This is a genomic window from Streptomyces djakartensis, from assembly GCF_014651075.1.
GTDB classification, from domain to species: Bacteria; Actinomycetota; Actinomycetes; order Streptomycetales; family Streptomycetaceae; genus Streptomyces; species Streptomyces djakartensis.
On record NZ_BMWE01000002.1, the window covers coordinates 224,440 to 246,022 of the forward strand.

Consider the following 21,583-nt stretch of genomic DNA (forward strand, 5'->3'; position numbering starts at 1 on the left):
GCACGGTGGAGTAACGCGTGACACACGTCCGTCCCTGAACAGGAGCAGCGGCATGTCGGACCACATCTACCGGGTGACGGAGATCGTCGGCACCTCCCCCGACGGCGTCGACCAGGCCATCCGCAACGGCATCGACCGGGCCTCGCACACCCTGCGCAACCTGGACTGGTTCGAGGTGACACAGGTACGCGGCCAGTTGGAGAACGGGCAGATCGCGCACTGGCAGGTGGGCCTCAAGGTGGGCTTCCGGCTGGAGGAGCCCGCGTAGGGACGTGCCCTCAGGTCCGCCCTTCGCGCTCCTGCGCCACCTTCAGCTCGGCCGACCGGGCCGCCCAGTCCGCCTGCAGGACGGTGAAGCCCGCGCTCCGGGCGCCCTGGCAGACCAGTTCGTCGTCGTCCACGAGGATGCGGATCTCGCGCGTGCGGGCGAGTCGCCGCAGGATGTCCAGCTTGGTGAACCGGGCGGGCCGGCGGTCGGCGTCGCGCCGCATGTACACCCGTCCCTCGGGCAGCTGCTGCGCCGCCAGCCAGTCGAGTGTGTCGCGGCGGCAGCGCTCGGGACGCCCGGTGAGGTAGACGATCTCGCAGTCCCGGGCGCTCTCCTTGACCAGCGCGATGCCCTCCGGGAGCGGCGGGTCCTGCGGCGCCGCCGAGAAGAAGCCGTCCCAGTCGCGCGGCCTGCGCTCCAGGAACCGCTGCCGGTGCGCGGTGTCGGCGAGGGTGTTGTCCAGGTCGAACACGGCCAGCGGGGCCTTGCTGCGGTCGTCACTCACACTGTCCACATTAGGGCCTGCCGGCAACCTTGGACCGTCCCGGGCTGCCGCGTCTTTTGAGACAGCCTGGCCGAAGAATGTGCCAATTCAGCACCACAGTTGATGGCTCAAGCACTGCACTGACATACTCCGCATTCAGTCCCGGCCACCACCCGCGGCCGGGGCCGGCCGCCTGCGTGATTCCGAGCAGCGAGTTTCCCGGTTTCACACCCCCCACAGAGCCCGCACCCCCCACCGCGTGTTCGGCGTCCCCCACCCCTGCCCGAACGCCGGACACGCCCTTGCGACAACGGGGTCGAATGCGGGGCACGAAGCAGCGAAGAAGGTGCGACTGTGCCCGAATTTCCACCACGGCGGGAGGACTCTCCCACATTTCCGCTTCCACACGTCGAACACACGCAGCCGTTCCGGATATCCAGCCATCCCGAATTCCGGTCGCTGCGTCGCGCGCAGCGCCGCTTCGGCATCCGGGCGACGATCCTGTCGGTGGGCGGATTCCTGCTGTACGTGCTGGTGTCGTTTTTCGCGCCCGCGGTGATGAACCAGCCGCTGTTCGGACGTCTCACGGTCGGGCTCACCCTCGGTCTCGGGCAGTTCGCCGTCATGGGCGTGACCGCGTGGTGCTATGTCCGGCACATGCGCACCCGGGTCGATCCGCTCGCCCACGGCCTCCGGGTCCGGATGCGTGAGGACGAGAGCCGCCGGGCAGGTCCGGCCGCGCCGCGGTCCGAGGCCGGCCGGTTCTTCCAGCAGGGCGCGAGGGGGTCCCGCGCGTGGTGACCGCCGCCGCCATCGACGACAGCAGCCTCCAGCTGACGTTCGTACTGTTCCTGACCGTCGTCGTGATCACCCTGTTCACGGCACTGCTGACGGCCCCCCAGCGCGACGAGATCAGCGAGTTCTACCTCGGCAACCGTGCCATGTCACCGCTGCGCAACGGCCTGGCCATGTGCGGTGACTACCTGTCAGCCGCCACGCTGCTGGGCAGTACCGGACTGGTCGCCCTGACCGGTTACGACGGGCTGATGTACCTCGGCGGCACCACCGTCGCGTGGATGACGGTGCTGCTGCTCATCGCCGAACCCCTGCACCGCACGGGCAGGTTCACGCTGGGCGACACCATCGCACTGCGGCTGCCCCGGCGGCAGCGGTCGGTGCGGCTGGCCCTTTCGGTGTGCGTGCTGGCCGTCGCGACGCTGTACCTGGTGGCCCAGCTCGTCGGCAGTGTGGCCCTGCTGACGCAGTTCACCGGAGTGCCGAGCGCCACCACACGCACCCTGTGCGTGGCCGTGATCGGCACGTTCGTGATCTTGTACGCGTCCCTCGGCGGCATGCCCGGTGCCACGGTCATCCAGATCATCAAGGCCGTGATGCTGGTGGTGGGCGTGCTGTTCACGGCGGGCTGGGTGCTGCACCACTACGACTGGAACCCCAACGCCCTGCTCACGGCGGCCGCCGACCGCAGCGGAAACGGGGCGCGGTTCCTCGAACCCGGGCTGCGCTACGGCGGCACCGTCAGCAACAAGCTGGACTTCCTCAGCCTGGAACTGGCCATCGTCCTCGGCCTCGCCGCCCTCCCCCATGTGCTGATGCGGCTGCTCGCCCCGCGCGGCAGCGGCGTCCTGCGCTCCTCTCTCCTGTGGGCCATCGGCCTGGTCGGCGCGATCTGCCTCGGGGCCGGCGTCCTCGGCCTCGGCGCCACCGCACTCGTCGGCCAGGACGCCATCGTCGGCACGGACCGCACCGGCAACGCCTCGGTCCTCCTCCTCGCCCACGAACTGGGCGGCAGCCTGCTCACCGCGCTGCTGACCTGTCTGGCGTACCTGACGCTGCTCGCGGTGGCCGTCGGCCTCACGCTGGCCGCCGCCTCGTCGCTCGCTCACGACCTGTACGGCGAGGTGATCCGCAAGGGCCGGGCGAGCGAGACGGAGGAGCTGGCCGTCGCCCGGCTGTCCGGCGCGGTCATCGGCGTCCTCGGCATCCTGCTCGCCCTCGTCGCCTGGGGCTCGAACACCGCGACGCTGGCCTTCCTCGCCTTCGCCATGGCGGCGTCGGCGATCCTGCCGACGATCATCTACACCCTCTTCTGGCGGCGCTTCTCGGCGAAGGGAGCCCTGCTCAGCCTCTACGGCGGACTGGGCTGCTCCGTGCTCCTCGTGGTGTTCTCGCCCGTGGTCTCCTCCACCGAGGCGTCGATCTACCCGGACGCGGACTTCGCCTGGTTCCCGCTGCAGAACCCCGGCATCGTCTCCATCCCGGCGGGCTTCTTCCTCGGCTGGCTCGGCACGCTTCTGGACAAGGGCCGGCCCGAGCAGAGCGACGTGCACGAGGAGTTCGAGATTCGGATGCTCGTGGGCGCCGACGACTGACGGCCCCTTCGGCACACATGGGGCCGGTCCCCGGAGACTCTCGTTGCTAATGGGATCCATTTTCATGTAGCGTCCCCGGTGACCGGCCCACCGAGGAGGAGTCCCATGGCTGTCCCGAAGCGGAAGATGTCCCGCAGCAACACCCGTCACCGCCGCGCCCAGTGGAAGGCCGCCACGCCGGCGCTGGTCCCGGTCACCGTCGACGGCGTGCGTCACCTCGTCCCGCAGAACCTGGTCAGGGCCTACGAGCGCGGGCTGCTGCACCCCGAGGGCTGAGGCACGGCCTCCGGGTAGAAGTCCGCGCGGACCCGGCGCAGCCACGCCTCGACCGGCGCCTCGTCGGGCTCCTCCGGCAGCACCGTGGGGCCCGAGTCGAAGGCCGTCTCGTACTGCCTGAGCAGGGGCAGCGCGGCCGACGGGTCGGCGGCGACCCGCTCCCCGAAGGCGTGGTACTCCTCGGGGTCCGCGACACGGATCGTCAGCCGCCCGGTGGTGTACAGCTCCAGGCCCTGCGCGCACAGCCGTTTGAGATGCCGGGCGTGCTTCGCGGTGCGCCCCCGGGTGTCCGCGGAGAACGAACCGTCGCCGCGTGCCTCCAGCCGCCGGAACTGCTGGGTGGCGTAGCCGAGGTAGGCGTCCCTGACACGCCGGGCGCTCAGGAACGCCGCCCGGATGCCTATGAGTTCGTCGCCGAGCGGCGTCCGCACCTCGTACAGCTCGTCCGGGAGCCACACCAGCTCCATGGCGGTCGGATTGCCGCCCAGGGCCAGCCGGCACCACTTGGCGGCCTCGTGCAGCGTGCGGTCCGGTGCCGTGCTGACGTGGGACTCCTTGGGCCGGCGCAGTCCGTGCAGCTCCGTGGTGGGCGCGGCGAACAGCCCGAGACGGTCGATGTCGGAGCCCTCGCGGGCGAGGCCGTACGCGGTGGATCCGACGATGCCGGAGAGCAGGACGTTGGGGACGGTCATGGTCGGCCGCCTTTCGCTTCTGGGTACCGGGACATTGTCCTGACGTGCGAGGACGCGGTCATCCGGTTTTCCCGCGGTGCTCCCCGCACAGCGGCCACGGAATACCGGGGGCCCCGCGCGGCGTAGAACCTCGCATGGAACCCGTGCGCCTGTCCGTCCTCGACCGCTCCCGCACCCGCGAGGGGCACACCCACCCCGAGGCGCTGCGCGACACGGTGCGGCTGGCCCGGGAGCTGGAACGGCTCGGGTATCACCGGCTCTGGGTGTCGGAGCACCACGGCGTCCCCGGGGTGGCCGGCTCAGCGCCGACCGTGCTGGCCGCCGCCGTCGCGGGCGCGACCCGGACGATCCGGGTCGGTACCGGCGGGGTGATGCTGCCCAACCACCGGCCGCTGGTCGTGGCCGAGCAGTTCGGGGTCCTGGAGTCGCTGTTCCCCGGGCGGATCGACATGGGACTGGGCCGGTCCGTCGGCTTCACCGACGGGGTGCGCAGGGCCCTGGGCCGCGGCAAGGGCGACGCCGAGGACTTCGAGGCCCAGGTCCGGGAGCTGCTCGGCTGGTTCCGTGGCACCTCCCCCACCGGGGTGCACGCCCGTCCCGCGGAAGGCCTGACCGTACCGCCGTTCGTCCTGGCCATGGGCGAGGGCGCCGGCATCGCGGCCCGGCTGGGGCTGCCCATGGTGATCGGCGACCTGCGGAACCGGGACAGGATGCGGCGCGGCATCGACCACTACCGCGCACACTTCCGCCCCTCCGCCTGGGCGGACGAACCCTACGTCGTCGTCTCCGGCACGGTCGCGGTGGCCGGGACCCCCGAGGAGGCCCGGCGGCTGCTGATCCCCGAAGCCTGGTCGATGGCCCACTCCCGCACCCACGGCACCTTCCCGCCCCTGCCACCCGCCGAGCGCGTCGAGGCGCTCACCCTGCCGGCCAGGGAGCGCGGCTTCTACGAGTCCGGGCTCGCCGGTCACATCGCCGGCACCGAGGAGCAGGTCGCGCACGAGCTTCAGACGCTGGTGAAGGAGACGGACGCGCAGGAGGTCCTGGTCACCACCAGCACCTACGACCGTGAGGCCCTGCTGGACTCCTACCGGCGGCTGGCCGCGATCACCTCCGGTTAGAGTCGGTGCCCATGCACGACCCCCACCACCCCCACGACCCGTACGTCCGCGTCCGCGGTGCCCGCGAGCACAACCTGCGGGGCGTCGACGTCGACATTCCCCGGGACGTGCTGGCCGTGTTCACCGGCGTGTCCGGTTCGGGGAAGTCGTCACTGGCGTTCGGCACGATCTACGCGGAGGCGCAGCGGCGCTACTTCGAGTCGGTCGCGCCGTACGCGCGCCGGCTGATCCACCAGGTCGGCGCGCCCAAGGTCGCGGAGATCAGCGGTCTGCCGCCGGCCGTCTCACTCCAGCAGCGCCGCGCGGCGCCCACCTCGCGTTCCTCCGTCGGCACCGTCACCACCCTCTCCAACTCCCTGCGCATGCTGTTCTCCCGGGCCGGCACCTACCCGCCCGGCGCCGAGCGCCTCGACTCCGACGCCTTCTCGCCCAACACGGCGGCCGGGGCGTGCCGGGAGTGCCACGGGCTCGGGCGGGTGCACCGGACGACCGAGGAACTGCTGGTTCCCGACCCGTCGCTGTCGATCCGCGACGGCGCGATCGCCGCCTGGCCGGGCGCGTGGCAGGGCAAGAACCTGCGGGACGTCCTCGACGCGCTCGGATACGACGTGGACCGCCCGTGGCGGGAGCTGCCCGCCGGGCAGCGCGAGTGGATCCTGTTCACGGACGAGCAGCCGGTGGTCACCGTGCACCCGGTGCGGGACGCCGGCCGTATCCAGCGGCCGTACCAGGGCACGTACATGAGCGCCCGGCGGTACGTGATGAAGACCTTCTCCGACTCCAAGAGCACGGCCCTGCGGGCGAAGGCCGAGCGGTTCCTCACCAGCGCTCCGTGCCCGTCCTGCGGCGGCAGCCGGCTGCGGCCCGAGGCGCTGGCGGTGACGTTCGGCGGCCGGACCATCGCCGAGCTGGCGGCACTGCCGCTGGCGGAGCTGGCCCCTGTGCTCGACGCCGGGCCGGAGACCGCCCGGGTCCTCACCGAGGACCTCAGGTCCCGTATCGCCCCGGTCCTGGAGCTGGGTCTCGGCTACCTCAGCCTGGACCGCGCCACCCCCACCCTCTCCGCGGGCGAGTTGCAGCGCCTGCGCCTCGCCACCCAGCTGCGCTCCGGCCTGTTCGGTGTCGTCTACGTCCTCGACGAGCCGTCGGCCGGGCTGCACCCGGCGGACACCGAGGCGCTGCTGACGGTGCTTGAGCGGCTGAAGGCGTCCGGGAACTCGGTGTTCGTGGTGGAGCACCATCTCGATGTCGTACGCGGGGCCGACTGGCTGGTGGACGTGGGCCCGAGGGCCGGTGAGCACGGCGGACGGGTGCTGCACAGCGGGCCGGTGGCCGGGCTGGCGGCCGTCGAGGAATCGGCGACGGCCCGCTACCTGTTCGACGACTCCCCCGCCCCGGCCCGGGAGGTGCGCGAACCGCGCGGGTGGCTGACGACCGGCCCGGTCACCCGGCACAACCTGCGCGGCGTGAGCGCCGAGTTCCCGCTCGGCGTGTTCACCGCGATCACCGGGGTGTCCGGTTCCGGCAAGTCCACCCTCATCGGAGAGATCACGCAGGACGTGCCGGGGGTGGGCAGGCTGGTCTCGGTCGACCAGAAGCCGATCGGGCGCACCCCGCGCTCCAACCTCGCCACCTACACCGGCTTGTTCGACGTCGTGCGCAAGGTGTTCGCGGCCACGGACGGGGCCCGGGAGCGGGGCTACGGCGTCGGGCGGTTCTCCTTCAACGTGGCGGGAGGGCGCTGCGAGACCTGCCAGGGCGAGGGCTTCGTGAGTGTGGAGCTGCTCTTCCTGCCGAGCACGTACGCGCCCTGCCCGGACTGCGGCGGAGCCCGGTACAACCCTCGGACGCTGGAGGTGACGTACCGGGGACGGAACATCGCGCAGGTGCTGGATCTGACGGTGGAGAGCGCGGCGGACTTCTTCGCGGACACCCCGGCCGCGGCCCGCGGCCTCGGCACCCTGCTCGACGTGGGGCTGGGCTATCTGCGCCTCGGCCAGCCCGCGACCGAGCTGTCCGGTGGCGAGGCGCAGCGCATCAAGCTGGCGAGTGAGCTGCAACGCGGGCGGCGCGGCCACACGCTCTACCTCCTCGACGAGCCGACGACCGGCCTCCACCCGGCGGACGTCGACGTTCTGATGCGGCAGCTGCACGGACTCGTCGACGCCGGGCACACCGTGATCGTCGTCGAGCACGACATGTCCGTCGTGGCGGGCGCCGACTGGGTCATCGACCTCGGCCCGAGTGGCGGCGAGGCGGGCGGCCGGATCGTGACGGCGGGCCCGCCCACGCGGGTGTCGCACTCCCGGGACAGCCGGACGGCGCCCTATCTCGCCCGCTCGCTGGCCGGTGCCGGCTGAGACGGCCGGGGCCCGTCCGGGGCCCGTCCCGGAAGTGACCTCGTCGCCCGGAGGGCGGCCGCGCGGCGTCCGGTGCGCGCCCTCGGCATGCCGGCCGGAAGTCCTCGTACTGGATGTACTCGGGCTGTCGGCCGGTGCGGCGAGAGCACGCGCCGGGCGTACCGGGCGTCGCACGGCGGAGGGCACTTTCTCGACGGGCCTCAGGCGACCAGCACCGAGTGGATCCAGGCGGGCGCGGCCGTCTGCGGTTGTGCCGCGCGGGCCAGGGACCGCCGGTCGGGCCGGCTGGCCGGTGGGATGGGGTCCCGTACCTCGACCTCGGCGACGAGGCCGCGGGCCGTGGCCACCCGCCACAGGGACGCGAGCAGCGTGTCGTCGCCGACGAACGCGGGCGTGGTGGTGGCGGCTCCCCCGGCGAGCCGGTAGCCGATCCGCACCGGCTGGACCGGCACCCCGGCGTCCAGGGCGGCCTGGAACACGGCCCGGCGGAAGGTGCCCTGGGCGCGACCGCACCAGGTGCTGCCCTCGGGGAAGGCCGCGACCGCGGCGCCCTCGCGCAGGGCCGCTGCGATCCGGGCGACGGTGTCCGGGAGGGCCCGCAACCGGTCCCGGTCGATGAACAGGACGCCGCCGCGTGCGGCCAGCCACCCGGCGACAGGCCACTGCCGCACCTCGGTCTTGGCCAGCATCCGGGCGGGCCGTACGGCGGCCAGCAGCGGTACGTCCAGCCAGGAGATGTGGTTGGCGACCAGCAGCAGGCCCCCGGCCGGGGCGGCGGCGCCGGTGATACGGACCCGTACCCCCGCGGCCCGCACGATGGACCGGCACCACCGCCGGACCAGGGACGCCGGAAGCCGTGCGCCGAGCGGCGACAGCACGATCCCCGTGAGCAGCAGCAGGACGACAGCCGTGAGCCGCAGGACGGCCCGCGGCACGGCACGCGCGGGCACCGCAGCCGACGCCTCGACGCACGCCCGTGGCATGCAGGGTGCGGTGGGCAGCCAGGCGCTCATCAGGCCGGGACGAGGGAGAGGAAGTGCCGCAGGTAGCGCGGGTTGACCCGGCTCATCGGCAGCAGCACGTACAGGTCGGCGACGCCGAAGTCCGGGTCGTGGGCCGGTTCGCCGCACACCCAGGCACCGAGCCGCAGATAGCCGCGCAGCAGCGCGGGCGGTTCGACGCGGGTGGCGGGTGCGGGGCCGGGGATCCACGGCAGCAGGGGCCGCACCCGGAACTCCTGAGGCGACAGGTTCCGGGCGCTCACCCGGTCCCAGGTCGCGGAGGCGAGGGCGCCGCCGTCGGCGAGCGGGATGGAGCAGCAGCCCGCGAGCCATTCGTGGCCCCGGTCGGCCATGTAGCGGGCGATTCCGGCCCAGATGAGGCTGATGACCGCGCCGTCACGGTGGCCGGGGTGCACGCAGGAGCGGCCGACCTCGACGAGCTCCGGCCGGATCCCGGCGAGGGAGGACAGATCGAACTCGCCCTCGGAGTACAGGCGCCCGGCGACCGCCGCGCGCTCCGGCGGCAGCAGCCGATAGGTGCCGACGACCTGACCGGTCGTCTCCTCGCGCACGAGCAGGTGGTCGCAGTACGCGTCGAACGGATCGATGTCCAGACCCGGCTGCGGGCCGGCCAGCAGGGCGCCCAGCTCGCCCGCGAAGACGTCGTGCCGCAACCGCTGCGCGGCACGCACGTCCTCCTCGTTCCGGGCGAGGGAGACGGTGTAGCGGGTGGGGGCCGTGGGGTGCGCGGGGCGGTCGACGGTCAGTACGCCGGTCATGGCTCTCTCCTGGTCACGGGCCGGAGGCGGCGAGCGGTGCCGCCGCCCACTGTTGTGCCCATGCCGCCTGACCTTGGCGTGACGAGCGTCAGGAGTGCGGGTGCCAGAATGCTGAATGCCAGAAGTGCGACGCCCCAAAGGGGGCGCGGGGCTGTTCCGATATGCGGCTCCGCCGCGTGGGCGCGACCAGCCCCAACGCACCCGCACCCGGCACCTACCGCCTGGCCACCCTCCGCGTAGCCCGTAGCCACTCCTTGTTCATGCTGGTGATGGACATCAGCGGAATCCCCTTGGGACAAGCCGTGGCACACTCCCCGGCCAGCGTGCACCCCCCGAACCCCTCCTCGTCCATCTGCTCCACCATGTCCAGCACCCGCGTCTCCCGCTCCGGAGCCCCCTGCGGCAGCACGTTGAGATGGTTGATCTTGGCGGAAGTGAAGAGCATCGCCGCCCCGTTGGGGCAGGCCGCCACACACGCCCCGCACCCGATGCACTCGGCGTGCTCGAACGCGAAGTCGGCGTCCGGCTTCGGCACCGGCGTGGCGTGCGCCTCGGGGGCCGCGCCCGTCGGCGCGGTGATGTACCCGCCGGCCTGGATGATCCGGTCGAACGCCGACCGGTCCACGACCAGATCCTTGATCACCGGGAACGCGGACGCCCGCCACGGCTCCACGTCGATCGTGTCGCCGTCCCTGAACGACCGCATGTGCAACTGACACGTGGTCGTCCGCTCGGGCCCGTGCGCCTCCCCGTTGATCACGAGTGAACACGCTCCGCAGATACCCTCGCGGCAGTCGTGGTCGAAGGCCACCGGGTCCTCACCGCGCAGGATGAGCTCCTCGTTGAGCGTGTCGAGCATCTCCAGGAAGGACATGTCGGGCGAGATCCCGTCCACCTCGTACGTGGACATCGTGCCGTCGGCGTCGGCGTTCCGCTGCCGCCAGACGCGCAGGGTGAGCTTCATGCGTAGCTCCGCTGGGTGGGGTGGACGTACTCGAAGACCAGGTCTTCCTTGTGCAGGGTCGGGGCCTCGCCGGTGCCGGTGAACTCCCAGGCGGCCGCGTAGGCGAACTCCTCGTCCTTGCGGGCGGCCTCGCCGTCCGGCGTCTGGGACTCCTCGCGGAAGTGACCGCCACAGGACTCCGCGCGGTGCAGCGCGTCGAGGCACATCAGCTCGGCCAGTTCCAGGTAGTCGACGACACGGTTGGCCTTCTCGAGCGACTGGTTGAACTCCTTGCCGCTGCCGGGCACCTTGACGCGGCGCCAGAACTCCGCACGGATCTGCGGGATGCGCTCCAGCGCCTTGCGCAGCCCCGAGTCGGTGCGGGCCATGCCGCAGAACTCCCACATGAGCTCGCCGACCTCGCGGTGGAAGGAGTCGGGGGTGCGGTCGCCGTCGACGGAGAGCAGCAGGTTGAGCCGGTCCTGGGTGTCGGCCAGCACCTCCTGGACGGCGGGGTGTTCGTCGGTCACCTCGTCGTGGCGGGGGTTGCGGGCGAGGTAGTCGTTGATGGTGGCGGGCAGTACGAAGTAGCCGTCGGCGAGGCCCTGCATCAGCGCGGACGCGCCGAGCCGGTTGGCCCCGTGGTCGGAGAAGTTGGCCTCGCCGATCGCGAACAGGCCGGGGACGGTGGTCTGGAGGTCGTAGTCGACCCACAGGCCGCCCATCGTGTAGTGGACGGCCGGGTAGATCCGCATGGGCACCCGGTACGGATCCTCGTCGGTGATCCGCTGGTACATGTCGAAGAGGTTGCCGTACCTGGCCTCGACGGCCTCGCGGCCCATGCGCCTGATCGCGTCGGCGAAGTCCAGGTAGACGCCCTGGCCGCCGGGGCCGACGCCGCGTCCTTCGTCGCAGACGTTCTTCGCGGCGCGCGAGGCGATGTCGCGGGGCACCAGGTTGCCGAAGGACGGGTAGACGCGCTCCAGGTAGTAGTCGCGCTCGTCCTCGGGGATCTCGTTCGGGGGCCGGTGGTCCCCCTTGGCCTTCGGCACCCAGATCCGCCCGTCGTTGCGCAGCGACTCGCTCATCAGGGTCAGCTTGGACTGGTGGTCGCCGGTGCGCGGGATACAGGTGGGGTGGATCTGGGTGAAGCACGGGTTGGCGAACCAGGCGCCGCGCCGGTGGGCCCGCCAGACGGCGGTGGCGTTGGAGTTCATGGCGTTCGTCGACAGGTAGAAGACGTTGCCGTAGCCGCCGGAGGCGAGCACGACGGCGTCCGCGAAGTAGGTGTCGATCCTGCCGGTGATGAGGTCCCGGGCCACGATGCCGCGGGCCCGCCCGTCGACGACGATCAGGTCGAGCATCTCGGTACGGGGGTGCATCTCGACGTTGCCGGCGGCGATCTGCCTGCTGAGCGCCTGGTAGGCGCCGAGCAGCAGTTGCTGTCCCGTCTGGCCGCGGGCGTAGAACGTGCGCGACACCTGCACCCCGCCGAACGACCGGGTGTCGAGCAGTCCGCCGTACTCCCGGGCGAACGGCACGCCCTGCGCCACGCACTGGTCGATGATCTCGACGGAGATCTGCGCGAGGCGGTGGACGTTCGACTCACGGGCCCGGAAGTCGCCGCCCTTGACGGTGTCGTAGAACAGCCGGTGGACGGAGTCGCCGTCGTTGCGGTAGTTCTTCGCGGCGTTGATGCCGCCCTGTGCGGCGATGGAGTGGGCGCGGCGCGGGGAGTCCTGGTAGCAGAACTGGACGACGTGGTAGCCCTGCTCGGCGAGGGTGGCCCCGGCCGAGCCGCCGGCGAGGCCGGTGCCCACCACGATCACGGTGTGCTTGCGGCGGTTGGCGGGGTTGACCAGCTTGGCCTCGAACCGGCGCTTGTCCCACCGCTCGTGGACCGGGCCGGAGGGGGCCTTGGTGTCGGCGACCGGCTCACCGGTCAGGTAGTCGGCGTACGAGGACATGTCAGCTCACCACTCCGGTCATGACGCCCACGGGTACGGCGATGAAACCGGCCGTGAGCAGCAGCGCGAGAACATTCGCGACGGTCTTCAGGGCACGGTCGCGGGTGCGGCTGCCGACGCCGAGGGTCTGGGCGGCGCTCCAGAAGCCGTGCCGGATGTGCAGTCCCAGCGCGAGCATCGCGACGATGTAGACGACGTTGCCGTACCAGGTGGAGAAGGTGTCCACGACGTTCTGGTACGGGTGGCCGGGGCGGAAGCCGGGATGCACGGTGCCGGTCGTCAGGTCGAGGATGTGCCAGACGATGAACAGGCCGAGGATGATCCCGCCCCAGCGCATGGTGCGAGTGGCGTAGGAGGCCCGCGGTCTCTTGTGCACGTACTTGCCGGGCCGCGCCCTGATGTCGCGCCGGCTGAGCTGGTACGCGGACACGGCGTGGGCGGCGACCGCGACCACGAGCACCACGCGGACCAGCCACAGCGTCCACTCGTAGTGCATGAACGGCTCGCCGACGGTGCGCAGCCAGTGCGCGTAGTGGTCGAACTCGCCGGCCCCGAAGAAGATCTTCAGGTTGCCGGTCATGTGGACGACCAGGTAGAGCAGCATGATCAGACCGCTGACCGCCATCACGGTCTTCTTGCCGACGGTGGAGTCCCACACGGTGCGTGCCATGGACGGCCGTCGGTCCGTCCGCGTTGCCAGAGCCATGGCACCTGACGCTACGGACACGCGGCCGATCGGTCCAAGACATGGTCCGGCTTGATTCAATAGGCGATGACTATCGTAGGAGGATGCAGTTCCAGCAGCTCCAGTACTTCGTGGCCGTCGCCGAGACCCGGCACTTCACCCGGGCCGCCGACCTGGTCCATGTCGCGCAGCCGTCGCTGTCGCAGCAGATCAAGGCGCTGGAGCGGGAGCTGGGCGCCGACCTGTTCCTGCGGGCACGGGGCAACATCACGCTCACGGACGCCGGTGAGGCGTTGCTGCCGCTGGCCCGGCGCATCCTCGCCGACGCGGACACCGCCCGGCACGAAGTGCAGGAGCTGGCGCAGCTGCGCAGCGGGCGCGTGCGGCTGGGGGCCACGCCGAGTCTGTGCACGGGGCTGCTGCCGGATGTGCTGCGCGCGTTCCACGACCGCTACCCCGGGATCCGGCTGCTGATCGAGGAGGGCGGCTCCCATGACCTGGTGCGCGAGCTGGCGCGTGGCGCGCTGGACCTGGCGCTGGTGGTGCTGCCGCTGCCGACGCCGTCGCCGGCGCTGACCACGGTGGAGCTGCTGCGGGAGGACCTCGTGGTGGTGTCGTCCCCCGACGCGCCGCGGCCCGGTCAGGGGCGGCGTGCCGTGCGCGTCGCCGACCTGGAGGGGGAGCGGCTGGTGATGTTCCGGCACGGCTACGACCTGCGCGAGCTGACGGTGGCCGCGTGCCGTGCCGAGGGTTTCGAGCCGGACTTCGCGGTGGAGGGCGGGGAGATGGACGCGGTACTGGGCTTCGTACGGGCCGGGCTGGGTGTCGCCGTGGTGCCCCGGATGGTGGCGGCGCGATCGGGCCGCGGACTGCGCGTCACACCCCTGGCCAGACCGGGCCTGAACCGCACGATCGCCCTGGCCCACCGCAGCGACGTGGCACCGCCCCGGGCGGCGCGCGAACTCCAGCGCATGCTCCTGGAACGCTGAACCCGACATGCGTAGGCTCGCCTGGTGGCTGATGAACAGTACGTCAGGTATCAGGACGACAAGACCGTGCTGGCGGCGATCGGCGCCTGTGTCGCCGCCCAGGCCGGGCCGATCACCGTGCACCTTCCCGGGCCCCTGGCGGAAGCGGCGGTCGCCGCCTGGAACCGCGAGGAGACGACGGAGCCGCCCCAGGAGACCCCTGACCGGCACGCACTGCGAGACGCCGCGGCGGAACTGGCCCTCATCGGCCTGGCGATCGAGGAACGCGGCCGCCGGGAGGGCGAGGGGGTCACGGTGGAGCTGGACGTCGCCTCGGCGGGGGCGGCGGCCAGGGCGGTGCGGTAGCACGGGGACCGGCGCCCCCGGCCGGGTGGAGGATCACCCGTTCGCATCCATCAACGCCAGCTCGTGCAGCCGGTCCGGGGGGCCCGGCCTCGCGTAGTACCAGCCCTGGGCCGTGTCGCAGCCCAGCATCCGCAGCTGCTCGGCCTGCGCCCCCGTCTCCACCCCCTCCACCGTCACCGCGAGATCCAGGGTGTGGGCCAGGGAGACGATCCCCTCCACGATCTTCAGATCGACCGGATCCACCGGGAACTGCTGCATGCTCTGGGTGAAGGAACGGTCCAGCTTCAGGATGCTCACCGGGAGCCGGCGGAGGTTGGCGAGATTGGAGTAGCCCGTGCCGAAGTCGTCCAGGGCGATGTCGACACCCATCTCCGCCAGTCGGCGCAGCGGTTTCAGCAGGTCGTCGTCCGCACCGATGAGGGCCGACTCCGTGACCTCGAGGCAGAGCGCGTCCGGTTCGATGCCCGTGCGCTCCAGGATGTCGACGGTGTCCTGGACCAGACCCGGGTGGGTCAGCTGGCAGGGCGAGAGGTTCACGTTGATCCGCAGGGGGCCCACGGCGTCCGCACCGCCCTGCAGTTCCCGCCACTCGCGGGCCTGGCGTACCGACTGCTCCAGGACCCAGCGGCCCAGGGGCACGATCAGGCCGGTGTGCTCGGCGAGCGGGATGAACCGGTCCGGGCCGAGGACGCCGTGCTGCGGGTGCAGCCAGCGCACCAGGGCCTCGGCGCCTCGCACACTGCCGTCGCCGAGGTGCACCAGCGGCTGGTACTCGATGAAGAACTCGCCCCGCTCCAGGGCCGTCGGCAGCGCGGTGGTGAGGCCGTGCCGGGTGATGGCGCGGGCGTCCGCCTCCGGGTCGGCGAGTTCGAAGCGGTTGCCGCCGGCCGACTTGGCCCGGTACATCGTGATGTCGGCGCTGCGCAGCACCTCCGCCGGGCTGCGCTCCCCGGCCGGGCCCTCGACGATGCCGATGCTGCCGCGCACCGTCAGCTCCCGGCCGTCGACACTGATCGGGGCGAGCAGCGCGTTCATGATGCGCCCGGCGAGCTCGTCGACCTCGCGCTGGGTGCCGGGTCCCGTGGTCAGTGCCACGAACTCGTCGCCGCCGAGCCGGGCGACCATCTCGCCCGGCGCGGTGGCGCAGGACTGGAGCCGGTCGGCGACCTCCACCAGCAGCCGGTCGCCGGCCGCGTGACCGAGGCTGTCGTTGACGGTCTTGAAGCCGTCCAGGTCGAGGTAGCACAGTCCGAACCGCTGGCCTTCCCCGGCGCTCAGCGCCTTCTCCAGGCGCTCGAAGAAGAAGGCACGGTTGGGCAGGCCGGTGAGGGCGTCGTGGGTGGCCTCGTAGCGCAGCCGCAGGTTGAGCAGGCGGCGCTCGGTGGTGTCCTCCATCAGGGCCAGCTGGTACTGCGGGTCGCCGTCGGCGTCACGCAGCAGGGAGACCGTCAGGTTGGTCCACAGGACCGTTCCGTCAGGGCGGTAGAACGCCTTCTCCAGGTGGTAGTGCTCCCGCTCCCCGCGCACGAGTTCCTCATAGAGCCGCCAGGTCTGCGGCGCGTCGTCGGGGTGGGTCCACTCCCTGACGTTGCGGCTGCGCAGGGACTGCTCGGACATTCCGAACATGCGCAGCAGCGCGCCGTTGACCTGGAGGATGTTGCCCTCGAGATCGGCCATGCCGATGCCTATGGCAGCGCCCTCGAACACCGCGCGGAAGCGTGCCTCACTCGCGTGCAGGGCCTGCGCGACCACGCCCTGTGCCTTCAGCGCGGCCTGGGCGATGGCCTCCTGCTCGGCCAGCGTCCGCTCGCGCAGCGCCCGGGCGAAGCCGGCGGCCATCGCGTGCTGCAGTCGCGCGCACCGGGCCCGCAGGTCCTCCTGGTCGCCGTCGCCGCCGCAGTACAGGACCAGGTAGGCGTCCACGCAGTCCAGCGTGCGGCTGAGCGCCTCCGGGTCGGTGCAGTGCGCGTCGACGAGGGCGGCGCCGACCGCCCGCCCCGCGTCGGAGTCGAACCGCCGGGCCAGCAGTGCCTGACTCAACCGCCGGGCCAGGGGCAGCAGTTGTTCCTCGAACTCGGGCCGGGTCGACGACGTCGAGGTCACCGGGAAGACCGCCCGGCTCCAGATCGTCGCGAACCGGCGCAGTCTGCCCTCCGGCCCGTCCGGTTCCGCGATCACGCCGTACGCCCCACGCCCGCGAAACCGGAGAACGCGTACGGATCGTCGTCCTCCGGTGTGGTGTCGGGCCGCCAGCGCGGCATCGCCACCAGTCCGGGTTCCACCATGTCGTACCCCTCGAAGAACCGCGTGATCTCCTCGCGCGTGCGCATGACCAGCGGGTTGCGGTTGTCCTTGTACACGTTCACCGCGCCCCCGGCCCGCTCGGGCGGCAGCGGGATGCCCTCGTAGGAGGCGTGGGTGAGCACGAGGAGGCTCCCGGGCGCGAGCGCCTCGCCCAGTTCGGCCACCGCCCCGTACGGGTCGTCCTCGTCTTCCACGAAGTGCAGTATGGCAACGAGGAGCAGGGCCACTGGCCGATTCAGGTCGATCAGCCGCTCCACCTGGATGCTGCGCAGGATGTCCTGGGGCTTGCGCAGGTCGGCCGCCACGATGTCCGCGTCGTCGTCGCCCTCCAGGACCGCCTGGCTGTGGGCGACGGCCACCGGGTCGTGGTCGACGTACACCACGCGCGCGCCGGGGCAGGCGGCCTGGGCCACCTCGTGCACGTTGCCGAAGGTGGGGATGCCGGAGCCGATGTCCAGGAACTGGGTGATGCCCTGGCCGGCCGCGTAACGCACGGCACGGCGCATGAACGCCCGGTTCGCCTGTGCGATCTTGGGGAGTCCCGGCATGAACCCCATGGCCCTGCGGGCCGCTTCCCGGTCGACCTCGAAGTTGTGCGATCCGCCCAGGTAGTAGTCGTACATCCGGGAAACGCTGGGCACCGAGATGTCGATGCTCCGTGGAGCCCAGGCGGGACGCTCCATCTATCTCTCCAAGGCGTAGGCGATCCGGTGTTCGAGCAGAGGCTACTGATCGCCCGCCAATGGAGCGACCAGAAACGGAAATTGACCATCCGTTCCCGGTCACTGCCTGCGGCACGTGCCGCATTGATACCCGCCCGCACCGGCATTCGAACACATGACGGTCCGCCCCTCCGTGGGGCACGGAGGGGCGGACCGAATCGGCGACCGCGTCGGCGTGCGACGGGTTGGTCAGCCGTGGAGAGCTTTCACTACTTCGCCGGCGCGCCGACCGGCTTCCCGTCGGGGCGGATGGCGAACCAGGTACCGCCGACGCCCTGGCCGTTGGTGTCACCGGCCTTCTTGTCACCGGCGAAGGTGTAGATCGGGACACAGTCGATCGACTGCTGCTTGATGCCGTCGGGGCGGTCGAAGACGACGTACCCCTGGTTGGGGGTGGACCCCTGAAGGTCGATGCCCTTGGTGTCCTTCTCGTCGACCGGAGCGACGACGGGCCACTTGTCCAGGCACGCACCGGTGCACTGGGTCTTCATCGGCCACTGCGAGTCCTTCATGAACCGGTAGACCGTCATGCCGTTCTTGTCGATGACGATCTCGCCCAGCTTGGGGTCGTTGCGGGTGGACAGCCCGGGCAGGTCCGCGGCCTCGGCTCCCTCGCCACCGGCTCCGCCCTGCGCCTTCTTGCCGTCGGGGGCCAGCGCGTACCACTTGCCGCCCACGCCCTGGCCCTTGACGTCACCGGCGTTGACGTCCTTGGCGTAGCGGTAGGCGGGCCAGCCGCCGACGGTGAGCTGCTTGGTGCCGTCGGCCCGGGTGACCGATCCCAGCAGCGCCTTGTCGATGCCCTCCCCCGCCTCGGCGTCGTCCGCGGGCACCGGCGGCCAGGTCTTGGCGCAGTCGCCGTCGCAGTTCGACTTGGGCGGCTGCTCGGTGTCCTGGTCGAACCGGTACAGGGTGAGGCCCAGGCTGTCGGTCACGACCTTCCCCACCTTCTCGGCGGTGGAGACGGACAGCTTGCCCGCGGGGGTGGACGTGGTCGGGCTGGACGGGCTCGGCGAGGCCTGGGCGCCAGCGCCGCCCGCCGCGTTCCCGACCCCCGCGCCGATGTTTCCGTAGTCTCCGCCGGGCGCGGCCGTGGCGCCCACGTTCTGACTGGCCGCCGGAGGGCTGTCCTGGCCGCACGCCGTCGTCAGCGCCATCACCGCCGCGGCGCTCGCCACGAGCGAAGCGCTCCGCCAGGAGGTCTTCATCGTCAACAACTCCCCATAATCCCAAGGGTGTTGCAGCGCCCTGCTGCGCCGCCGCACGGTCATGAGTACGCATGGGGGCCTGGTTTGTGTTCAATCACCGGCCAAATTTCTTTCCGGAACCTGTGACGCGCGCCGCACGTCCCCGCACACTCATGCGCTTCAGAGCCCCCGCGGGCGCCCCCTGATCAAACCTCCGGCACCCGGACATCCCCCTTTCGGGGCAATCCCCTCGCACTCCGGCACGCCTCGCCGGATCAAGGCTCATGATCTTCGTCGTGCACGCACCCCTCTCGACCCAAGCCGCCCTCGCCGTGCGGGCCTTGGCGATGGCGACGCTGACCTGGGCGCTCGTCGGCGCACCGGCCGGACCGGCGGCGGCCGACGCCTGCGCGTACGCCTCGACGGGGCCGGACGGCACGGAGGCGGCGGCCTTCGCCGGGAGCACGACCTGGCCGACCGGCTGGCCGTGCCCGCCGCCCACACCGACACCCACCCCCACGCCGCAACCTCCGCCTCCGAAACCGGCTCCCACACCCAGCCCCACCCCGAGCCCCACTCCCACCCCGGCTCCGCCTCCGGACCCGACCCCGTCGCCGGAGCCCTCACCCCCACCGCCGAAACCAGCGCCCACACCCCGGCCGAAACCGCCGCCGCCCCCCGATCCACGCCCGGCGGCGCCCCCGCCACGGCCGGCCCCCGGACCGGCACCTCCGCCGCCCCCTCCGCCAGGGCCGGGGCCGGTCCCGGCACCGGCACCGGCACCGGCACCGGTGGAGTCCACGCCGCCTCCGGCCGCGACGCCGGTGCACTACCCGGCGTACCGCACCGCGCCACGTCCACGGCGGGTGAGCAACGCCCTGTCGCCGCTCACTTTCGTCCTGCTCGTCACGGTGCCCGCGGTGGTCGCCGTCGCCGCGCTGCGCGCGCGCTGATCCCTGAAGCTCTGGAGGCACCTCTTGCCGGAATGGCTTGTTCTCACCCTCGCGATGGTGGCCGCCTGTGTCGTGGTGGTCGTCATCACCCTCGTACGGCACCGCACGGCGGCCGACGACGAGGACCCCAGCGAGACCCCGGACGTCATCGAGTACATGACGATGTGGATCGGCGTGGTGTACGCCATCGTCCTGGGGCTGGCGATCGCCGGAGTCTGGGAGGCGCGCAGCGCCGCCCAGGACCACGTCCAGACGGAAGCCACCGCGCTGCACGAGATCTCGGAGCGTGTTCGGGTCTACCCGGCCGACGTGCGGGACCGCATCCGGGACGACATCCAGGCGTATGTGAGCCACGTCGTCACCACCGAGTGGGACACCATGGCCGACAAGAGCGAGGTCACCGAACGTGGTGGCGAGCTCTTCGAGCGGGTCCGCCGGGACGTCACCGACTACGAGCCCGAGTCGGACTTCGAGGCCCAGGCCTACCAGCCGCTCCTGGATCAGGTGACCGTGGCCAGCCAGGCCCGGATCGCCCGGGCGGAGTCGACCGGGGAGACCATGCCGGGCGTGGTGTGGTTCGGGCTGATCGCCGGAGCCGTCGTCACCATCGGGATGATCTTCGCTCTCCAGATCCGCAGAACGACGCGCGAAGTGGTCCTGGCCGCCCTGTTCTCGGCGCTCATCGCCTTCCTGCTGTTTCTGATCTGGGACTTCGACTCGCCCTACGGCAGGGGCGTGACCGCCTCGGCGGATCCGTTCCTCAACCTCTTCCCGGGCGCCGGCGGCTGACGGCGCCCGCACCACCGTCCCGGCCGGGCCCCGGCGAGCGACACACCGTCACCGTCCCCCGGCCGTGGTAACGGTGGTTCCCCCGGGTGGCCCACCCGCGTGCCCCGTTCGCGCGACTGCGATCGCGCCGCCGATCGCATGTTCTTAGCGTTTCGGGCATCGAGGTGCATGTGTGAGTGAGCGGAACAGGTCCGCGGCTGCTCCTCGGGGACCCGGAGGTCACGATGCGTGCGATATGGGCCGCTTCGGCCGCGCTGCTGGGGGCCGGCGCCCTCACCTCCTGCCTTCCGGCCGCCGACGCGGCGGTCGAGCCCGACTTCGGCTTCGGTGTCGTGCCGTCCACCGTGGCACCGGGCGAGCGGATCGCGCTGCGGGTGGACCGCAACGCGTGCCAGGGGGAGGCAACGGTCTCCTCAGCGGTCTTCGACGCGGTCACCATCCCTCGCTGGCAGTCCTGGGCGACGGCCGACGTCGACTGGCACACCGAGCCCGGCGCCGTGTACGACGTGCACTTCGACTGTGAGGAGTCGCGCGGGACCGTACGCCTGAGCGTCGCCGGCGGCCGCGGGGCGCACCACCCCGATCACCCGGGGCACCACGTCCGCCACCCGTAGCGGGCGTGGGGACGGGTCAGGGCGGCGCGGCGCCACGCTCATCGCCGGTTCGCTCGGCACTGCGTACCACCGCGCACGCCGCCGTACCGACGAGGACGCCGCCTGACCGTCCGTCGCCCCGCACCGCCCGCCCGCAGGTGTTGGCCCCGGATCCCTCGAGGGATCCGGGGCCAAGACCGTTCACGTGCGAGACGACCCGGTGAGCAGGACCGCGGCGTCAGATGCGCCGCTCGGCGCGGCGACGCATCCAGAACACACCGCCACCGATGGCCGCGGCCGCCACGAGACCGCCGCCGATGGCGATGTCGGTCGGCGTCGCACCGGTGGTGCTGCCACCGCCGATACCACCGCGGACACCGCCGATGACGGTGAAGGCGTGCGGTTTGGTCAGCCTCCTGCCGTCACAGGTGACCATGATGTCGTACTGACCCGGGCGGGCGTTGCTGTTGATGGTGGCGGTGCCCCGCGCCGTCTCGTTGGCACCGTGGATGGGCGTGAGCCTCGTCGGTGAGAAGGCGCTGGAGGTCGCCGTGCCGCCGTTGCGGCAGCCGTCGACCGTGATGGTCAGCTGGCCGCCGCGGGCGATCACGTTGGGCAGGGCGACGATGTTGCTGGGCGACTCCCACGCGGTGGCCGCAGGGGCGGAGAGACCGAGGGCGGCGACCGCGGCACCGGCGACCACCAGGGCACGAGTGTCAGGCATGTGAACCTCCG

Annotated in this window: 22 protein-coding genes; 11 read left to right on the forward strand and 11 right to left on the reverse strand. The window is 71.7% G+C overall.

What is annotated here, in order from left to right; all coding sequences use genetic code 11:
• Positions 1-52: 52 nt before the first annotated feature.
• On the forward strand, positions 53-268 hold the full coding sequence (locus IE212_RS04490; RefSeq protein WP_190196358.1) for a dodecin: 216 nt from the start codon (positions 53-55) through the stop codon (positions 266-268).
• A 10-nt stretch (positions 269-278) separates the two neighbouring features.
• Here the strand turns inward: IE212_RS04490 and IE212_RS04495 are convergent, their stop codons facing one another.
• Entirely contained in the window at positions 279-773 is a 495-nt protein-coding gene (locus tag IE212_RS04495; RefSeq protein ID WP_190196359.1) for a phosphatase domain-containing protein, read from the reverse strand.
• A gap of 411 nt (positions 774-1,184) precedes the next feature.
• On the opposite strand from IE212_RS04495, the gene IE212_RS04500 reads away from it, so the two are divergent.
• The 3 genes from IE212_RS04500 (at position 1,185) to rpmF (ending at position 3,418) form a co-directional block, all read left to right on the forward strand.
• A complete protein-coding gene (locus IE212_RS04500) occupies positions 1,185-1,553 on the forward strand; it encodes a DUF485 domain-containing protein (RefSeq protein ID WP_373301345.1) in 369 nt (122 codons plus the stop codon).
• Entirely contained in the window at positions 1,547-3,142 is a 1,596-nt protein-coding gene (locus IE212_RS04505; protein ID WP_190196361.1) for a solute symporter family protein, read from the forward strand. Before IE212_RS04500 ends, IE212_RS04505 begins: the two co-directional genes overlap by 7 nt.
• Positions 3,143-3,247: 105 nt before the next feature.
• A complete protein-coding gene (gene rpmF / locus IE212_RS04510) occupies positions 3,248-3,418 on the forward strand; it encodes a 50S ribosomal protein L32 (RefSeq protein ID WP_190196362.1) in 171 nt (56 codons plus the stop codon).
• On the opposite strand, the gene IE212_RS04515 is transcribed toward rpmF, so the two are convergent.
• On the reverse strand, positions 3,385-4,110 hold the full coding sequence (locus IE212_RS04515) for a nucleotidyltransferase domain-containing protein (protein WP_190196363.1): 726 nt from the start codon (positions 4,108-4,110) through the stop codon (positions 3,385-3,387). The two genes, rpmF and IE212_RS04515, sit on opposite strands and share 34 nt — an antisense overlap.
• A gap of 134 nt (positions 4,111-4,244) precedes the next feature.
• Between IE212_RS04515 and IE212_RS04520 the strand changes: the two genes are divergently transcribed.
• Positions 4,245-5,231, forward strand: a complete 987-nt coding sequence (locus IE212_RS04520; protein ID WP_190196364.1) for an LLM class flavin-dependent oxidoreductase — start codon at positions 4,245-4,247, stop codon at positions 5,229-5,231.
• An 11-nt stretch (positions 5,232-5,242) separates the two neighbouring features.
• Positions 5,243-7,591: an ATP-binding cassette domain-containing protein gene (locus IE212_RS04525; protein ID WP_190196365.1), complete on the forward strand. Its 2,349-nt coding sequence runs from the start codon at positions 5,243-5,245 to the stop codon at positions 7,589-7,591.
• A 200-nt stretch (positions 7,592-7,791) separates the two neighbouring features.
• On the opposite strand, the gene IE212_RS04530 is transcribed toward IE212_RS04525, so the two are convergent.
• The 5 genes from IE212_RS04530 to IE212_RS04550 form a co-directional block, all read right to left on the reverse strand.
• Complete coding sequence (locus tag IE212_RS04530; protein ID WP_190196366.1) at positions 7,792-8,604, reverse strand: lysophospholipid acyltransferase family protein; 813 nt, start codon at positions 8,602-8,604, stop codon at positions 7,792-7,794.
• A complete protein-coding gene (locus tag IE212_RS04535; RefSeq protein WP_190196367.1) occupies positions 8,604-9,371 on the reverse strand; it encodes a GNAT family N-acetyltransferase in 768 nt (255 codons plus the stop codon). The genes IE212_RS04530 and IE212_RS04535 overlap by 1 nt, the downstream gene beginning before the upstream one ends.
• 214 nt (positions 9,372-9,585) lie before the next feature.
• Positions 9,586-10,335 carry a succinate dehydrogenase/fumarate reductase iron-sulfur subunit gene (locus IE212_RS04540; RefSeq protein ID WP_190196368.1) on the reverse strand — a complete coding sequence of 250 codons (750 nt, stop codon included), beginning with the start codon at positions 10,333-10,335 and terminating at the stop codon, positions 9,586-9,588.
• Complete coding sequence (locus IE212_RS04545) at positions 10,332-12,281, reverse strand: fumarate reductase/succinate dehydrogenase flavoprotein subunit (protein ID WP_190196369.1); 1,950 nt, start codon at positions 12,279-12,281, stop codon at positions 10,332-10,334. Before IE212_RS04545 ends, IE212_RS04540 begins: the two co-directional genes overlap by 4 nt.
• Position 12,282: 1 nt before the next feature.
• On the reverse strand, positions 12,283-12,951 hold the full coding sequence (locus IE212_RS04550) for a succinate dehydrogenase (RefSeq protein WP_190196370.1): 669 nt from the start codon (positions 12,949-12,951) through the stop codon (positions 12,283-12,285).
• A gap of 119 nt (positions 12,952-13,070) precedes the next feature.
• Here IE212_RS04550 and IE212_RS04555 point away from each other — a divergent pair, with 119 nt between their 5' ends.
• The gene (locus tag IE212_RS04555) at positions 13,071-13,955 is read left to right on the forward strand and encodes a LysR family transcriptional regulator (protein WP_190196371.1); all 885 of its coding nucleotides are present in this window, start codon (positions 13,071-13,073) and stop codon (positions 13,953-13,955) included.
• A 24-nt stretch (positions 13,956-13,979) separates the two neighbouring features.
• The gene (locus IE212_RS04560) at positions 13,980-14,300 is read left to right on the forward strand and encodes a hypothetical protein (protein ID WP_229864051.1); all 321 of its coding nucleotides are present in this window, start codon (positions 13,980-13,982) and stop codon (positions 14,298-14,300) included.
• 33 nt (positions 14,301-14,333) lie between these two features.
• Here the strand turns inward: IE212_RS04560 and IE212_RS04565 are convergent, their stop codons facing one another.
• From IE212_RS04565 to IE212_RS04575, 3 genes are all read right to left on the reverse strand, one after another.
• Positions 14,334-16,478, reverse strand: a complete 2,145-nt coding sequence (locus tag IE212_RS04565; protein ID WP_190196372.1) for a putative bifunctional diguanylate cyclase/phosphodiesterase — start codon at positions 16,476-16,478, stop codon at positions 14,334-14,336.
• Positions 16,475-17,287, reverse strand: a complete 813-nt coding sequence (locus tag IE212_RS04570; RefSeq protein ID WP_190196373.1) for an SAM-dependent methyltransferase — start codon at positions 17,285-17,287, stop codon at positions 16,475-16,477. The genes IE212_RS04565 and IE212_RS04570 overlap by 4 nt, the downstream gene beginning before the upstream one ends.
• Before the next feature lie 248 nt (positions 17,288-17,535).
• Positions 17,536-18,534 carry an SCO0930 family lipoprotein gene (locus IE212_RS04575; protein WP_190196374.1) on the reverse strand — a complete coding sequence of 333 codons (999 nt, stop codon included), beginning with the start codon at positions 18,532-18,534 and terminating at the stop codon, positions 17,536-17,538.
• Between the two features lie 770 nt (positions 18,535-19,304).
• Here IE212_RS04575 and IE212_RS34790 point away from each other — a divergent pair.
• The 3 genes from IE212_RS34790 (at position 19,305) to IE212_RS04590 (ending at position 20,869) form a co-directional block, all read left to right on the forward strand.
• On the forward strand, positions 19,305-19,466 hold the full coding sequence (locus IE212_RS34790) for a hypothetical protein (RefSeq protein ID WP_229864053.1): 162 nt from the start codon (positions 19,305-19,307) through the stop codon (positions 19,464-19,466).
• Between the two features lie 24 nt (positions 19,467-19,490).
• Positions 19,491-20,255: a bestrophin-like domain gene (locus tag IE212_RS04585; RefSeq protein WP_190196376.1), complete on the forward strand. Its 765-nt coding sequence runs from the start codon at positions 19,491-19,493 to the stop codon at positions 20,253-20,255.
• 176 nt (positions 20,256-20,431) lie between these two features.
• Entirely contained in the window at positions 20,432-20,869 is a 438-nt protein-coding gene (locus IE212_RS04590) for a hypothetical protein (protein WP_229864055.1), read from the forward strand.
• Positions 20,870-21,086: 217 nt separating this feature from the next.
• Here the strand turns inward: IE212_RS04590 and IE212_RS04595 are convergent, their stop codons facing one another.
• Complete coding sequence (locus IE212_RS04595) at positions 21,087-21,572, reverse strand: hypothetical protein (protein ID WP_190196377.1); 486 nt, start codon at positions 21,570-21,572, stop codon at positions 21,087-21,089.
• Between the last annotated feature and the right edge of the window lie 11 nt (positions 21,573-21,583).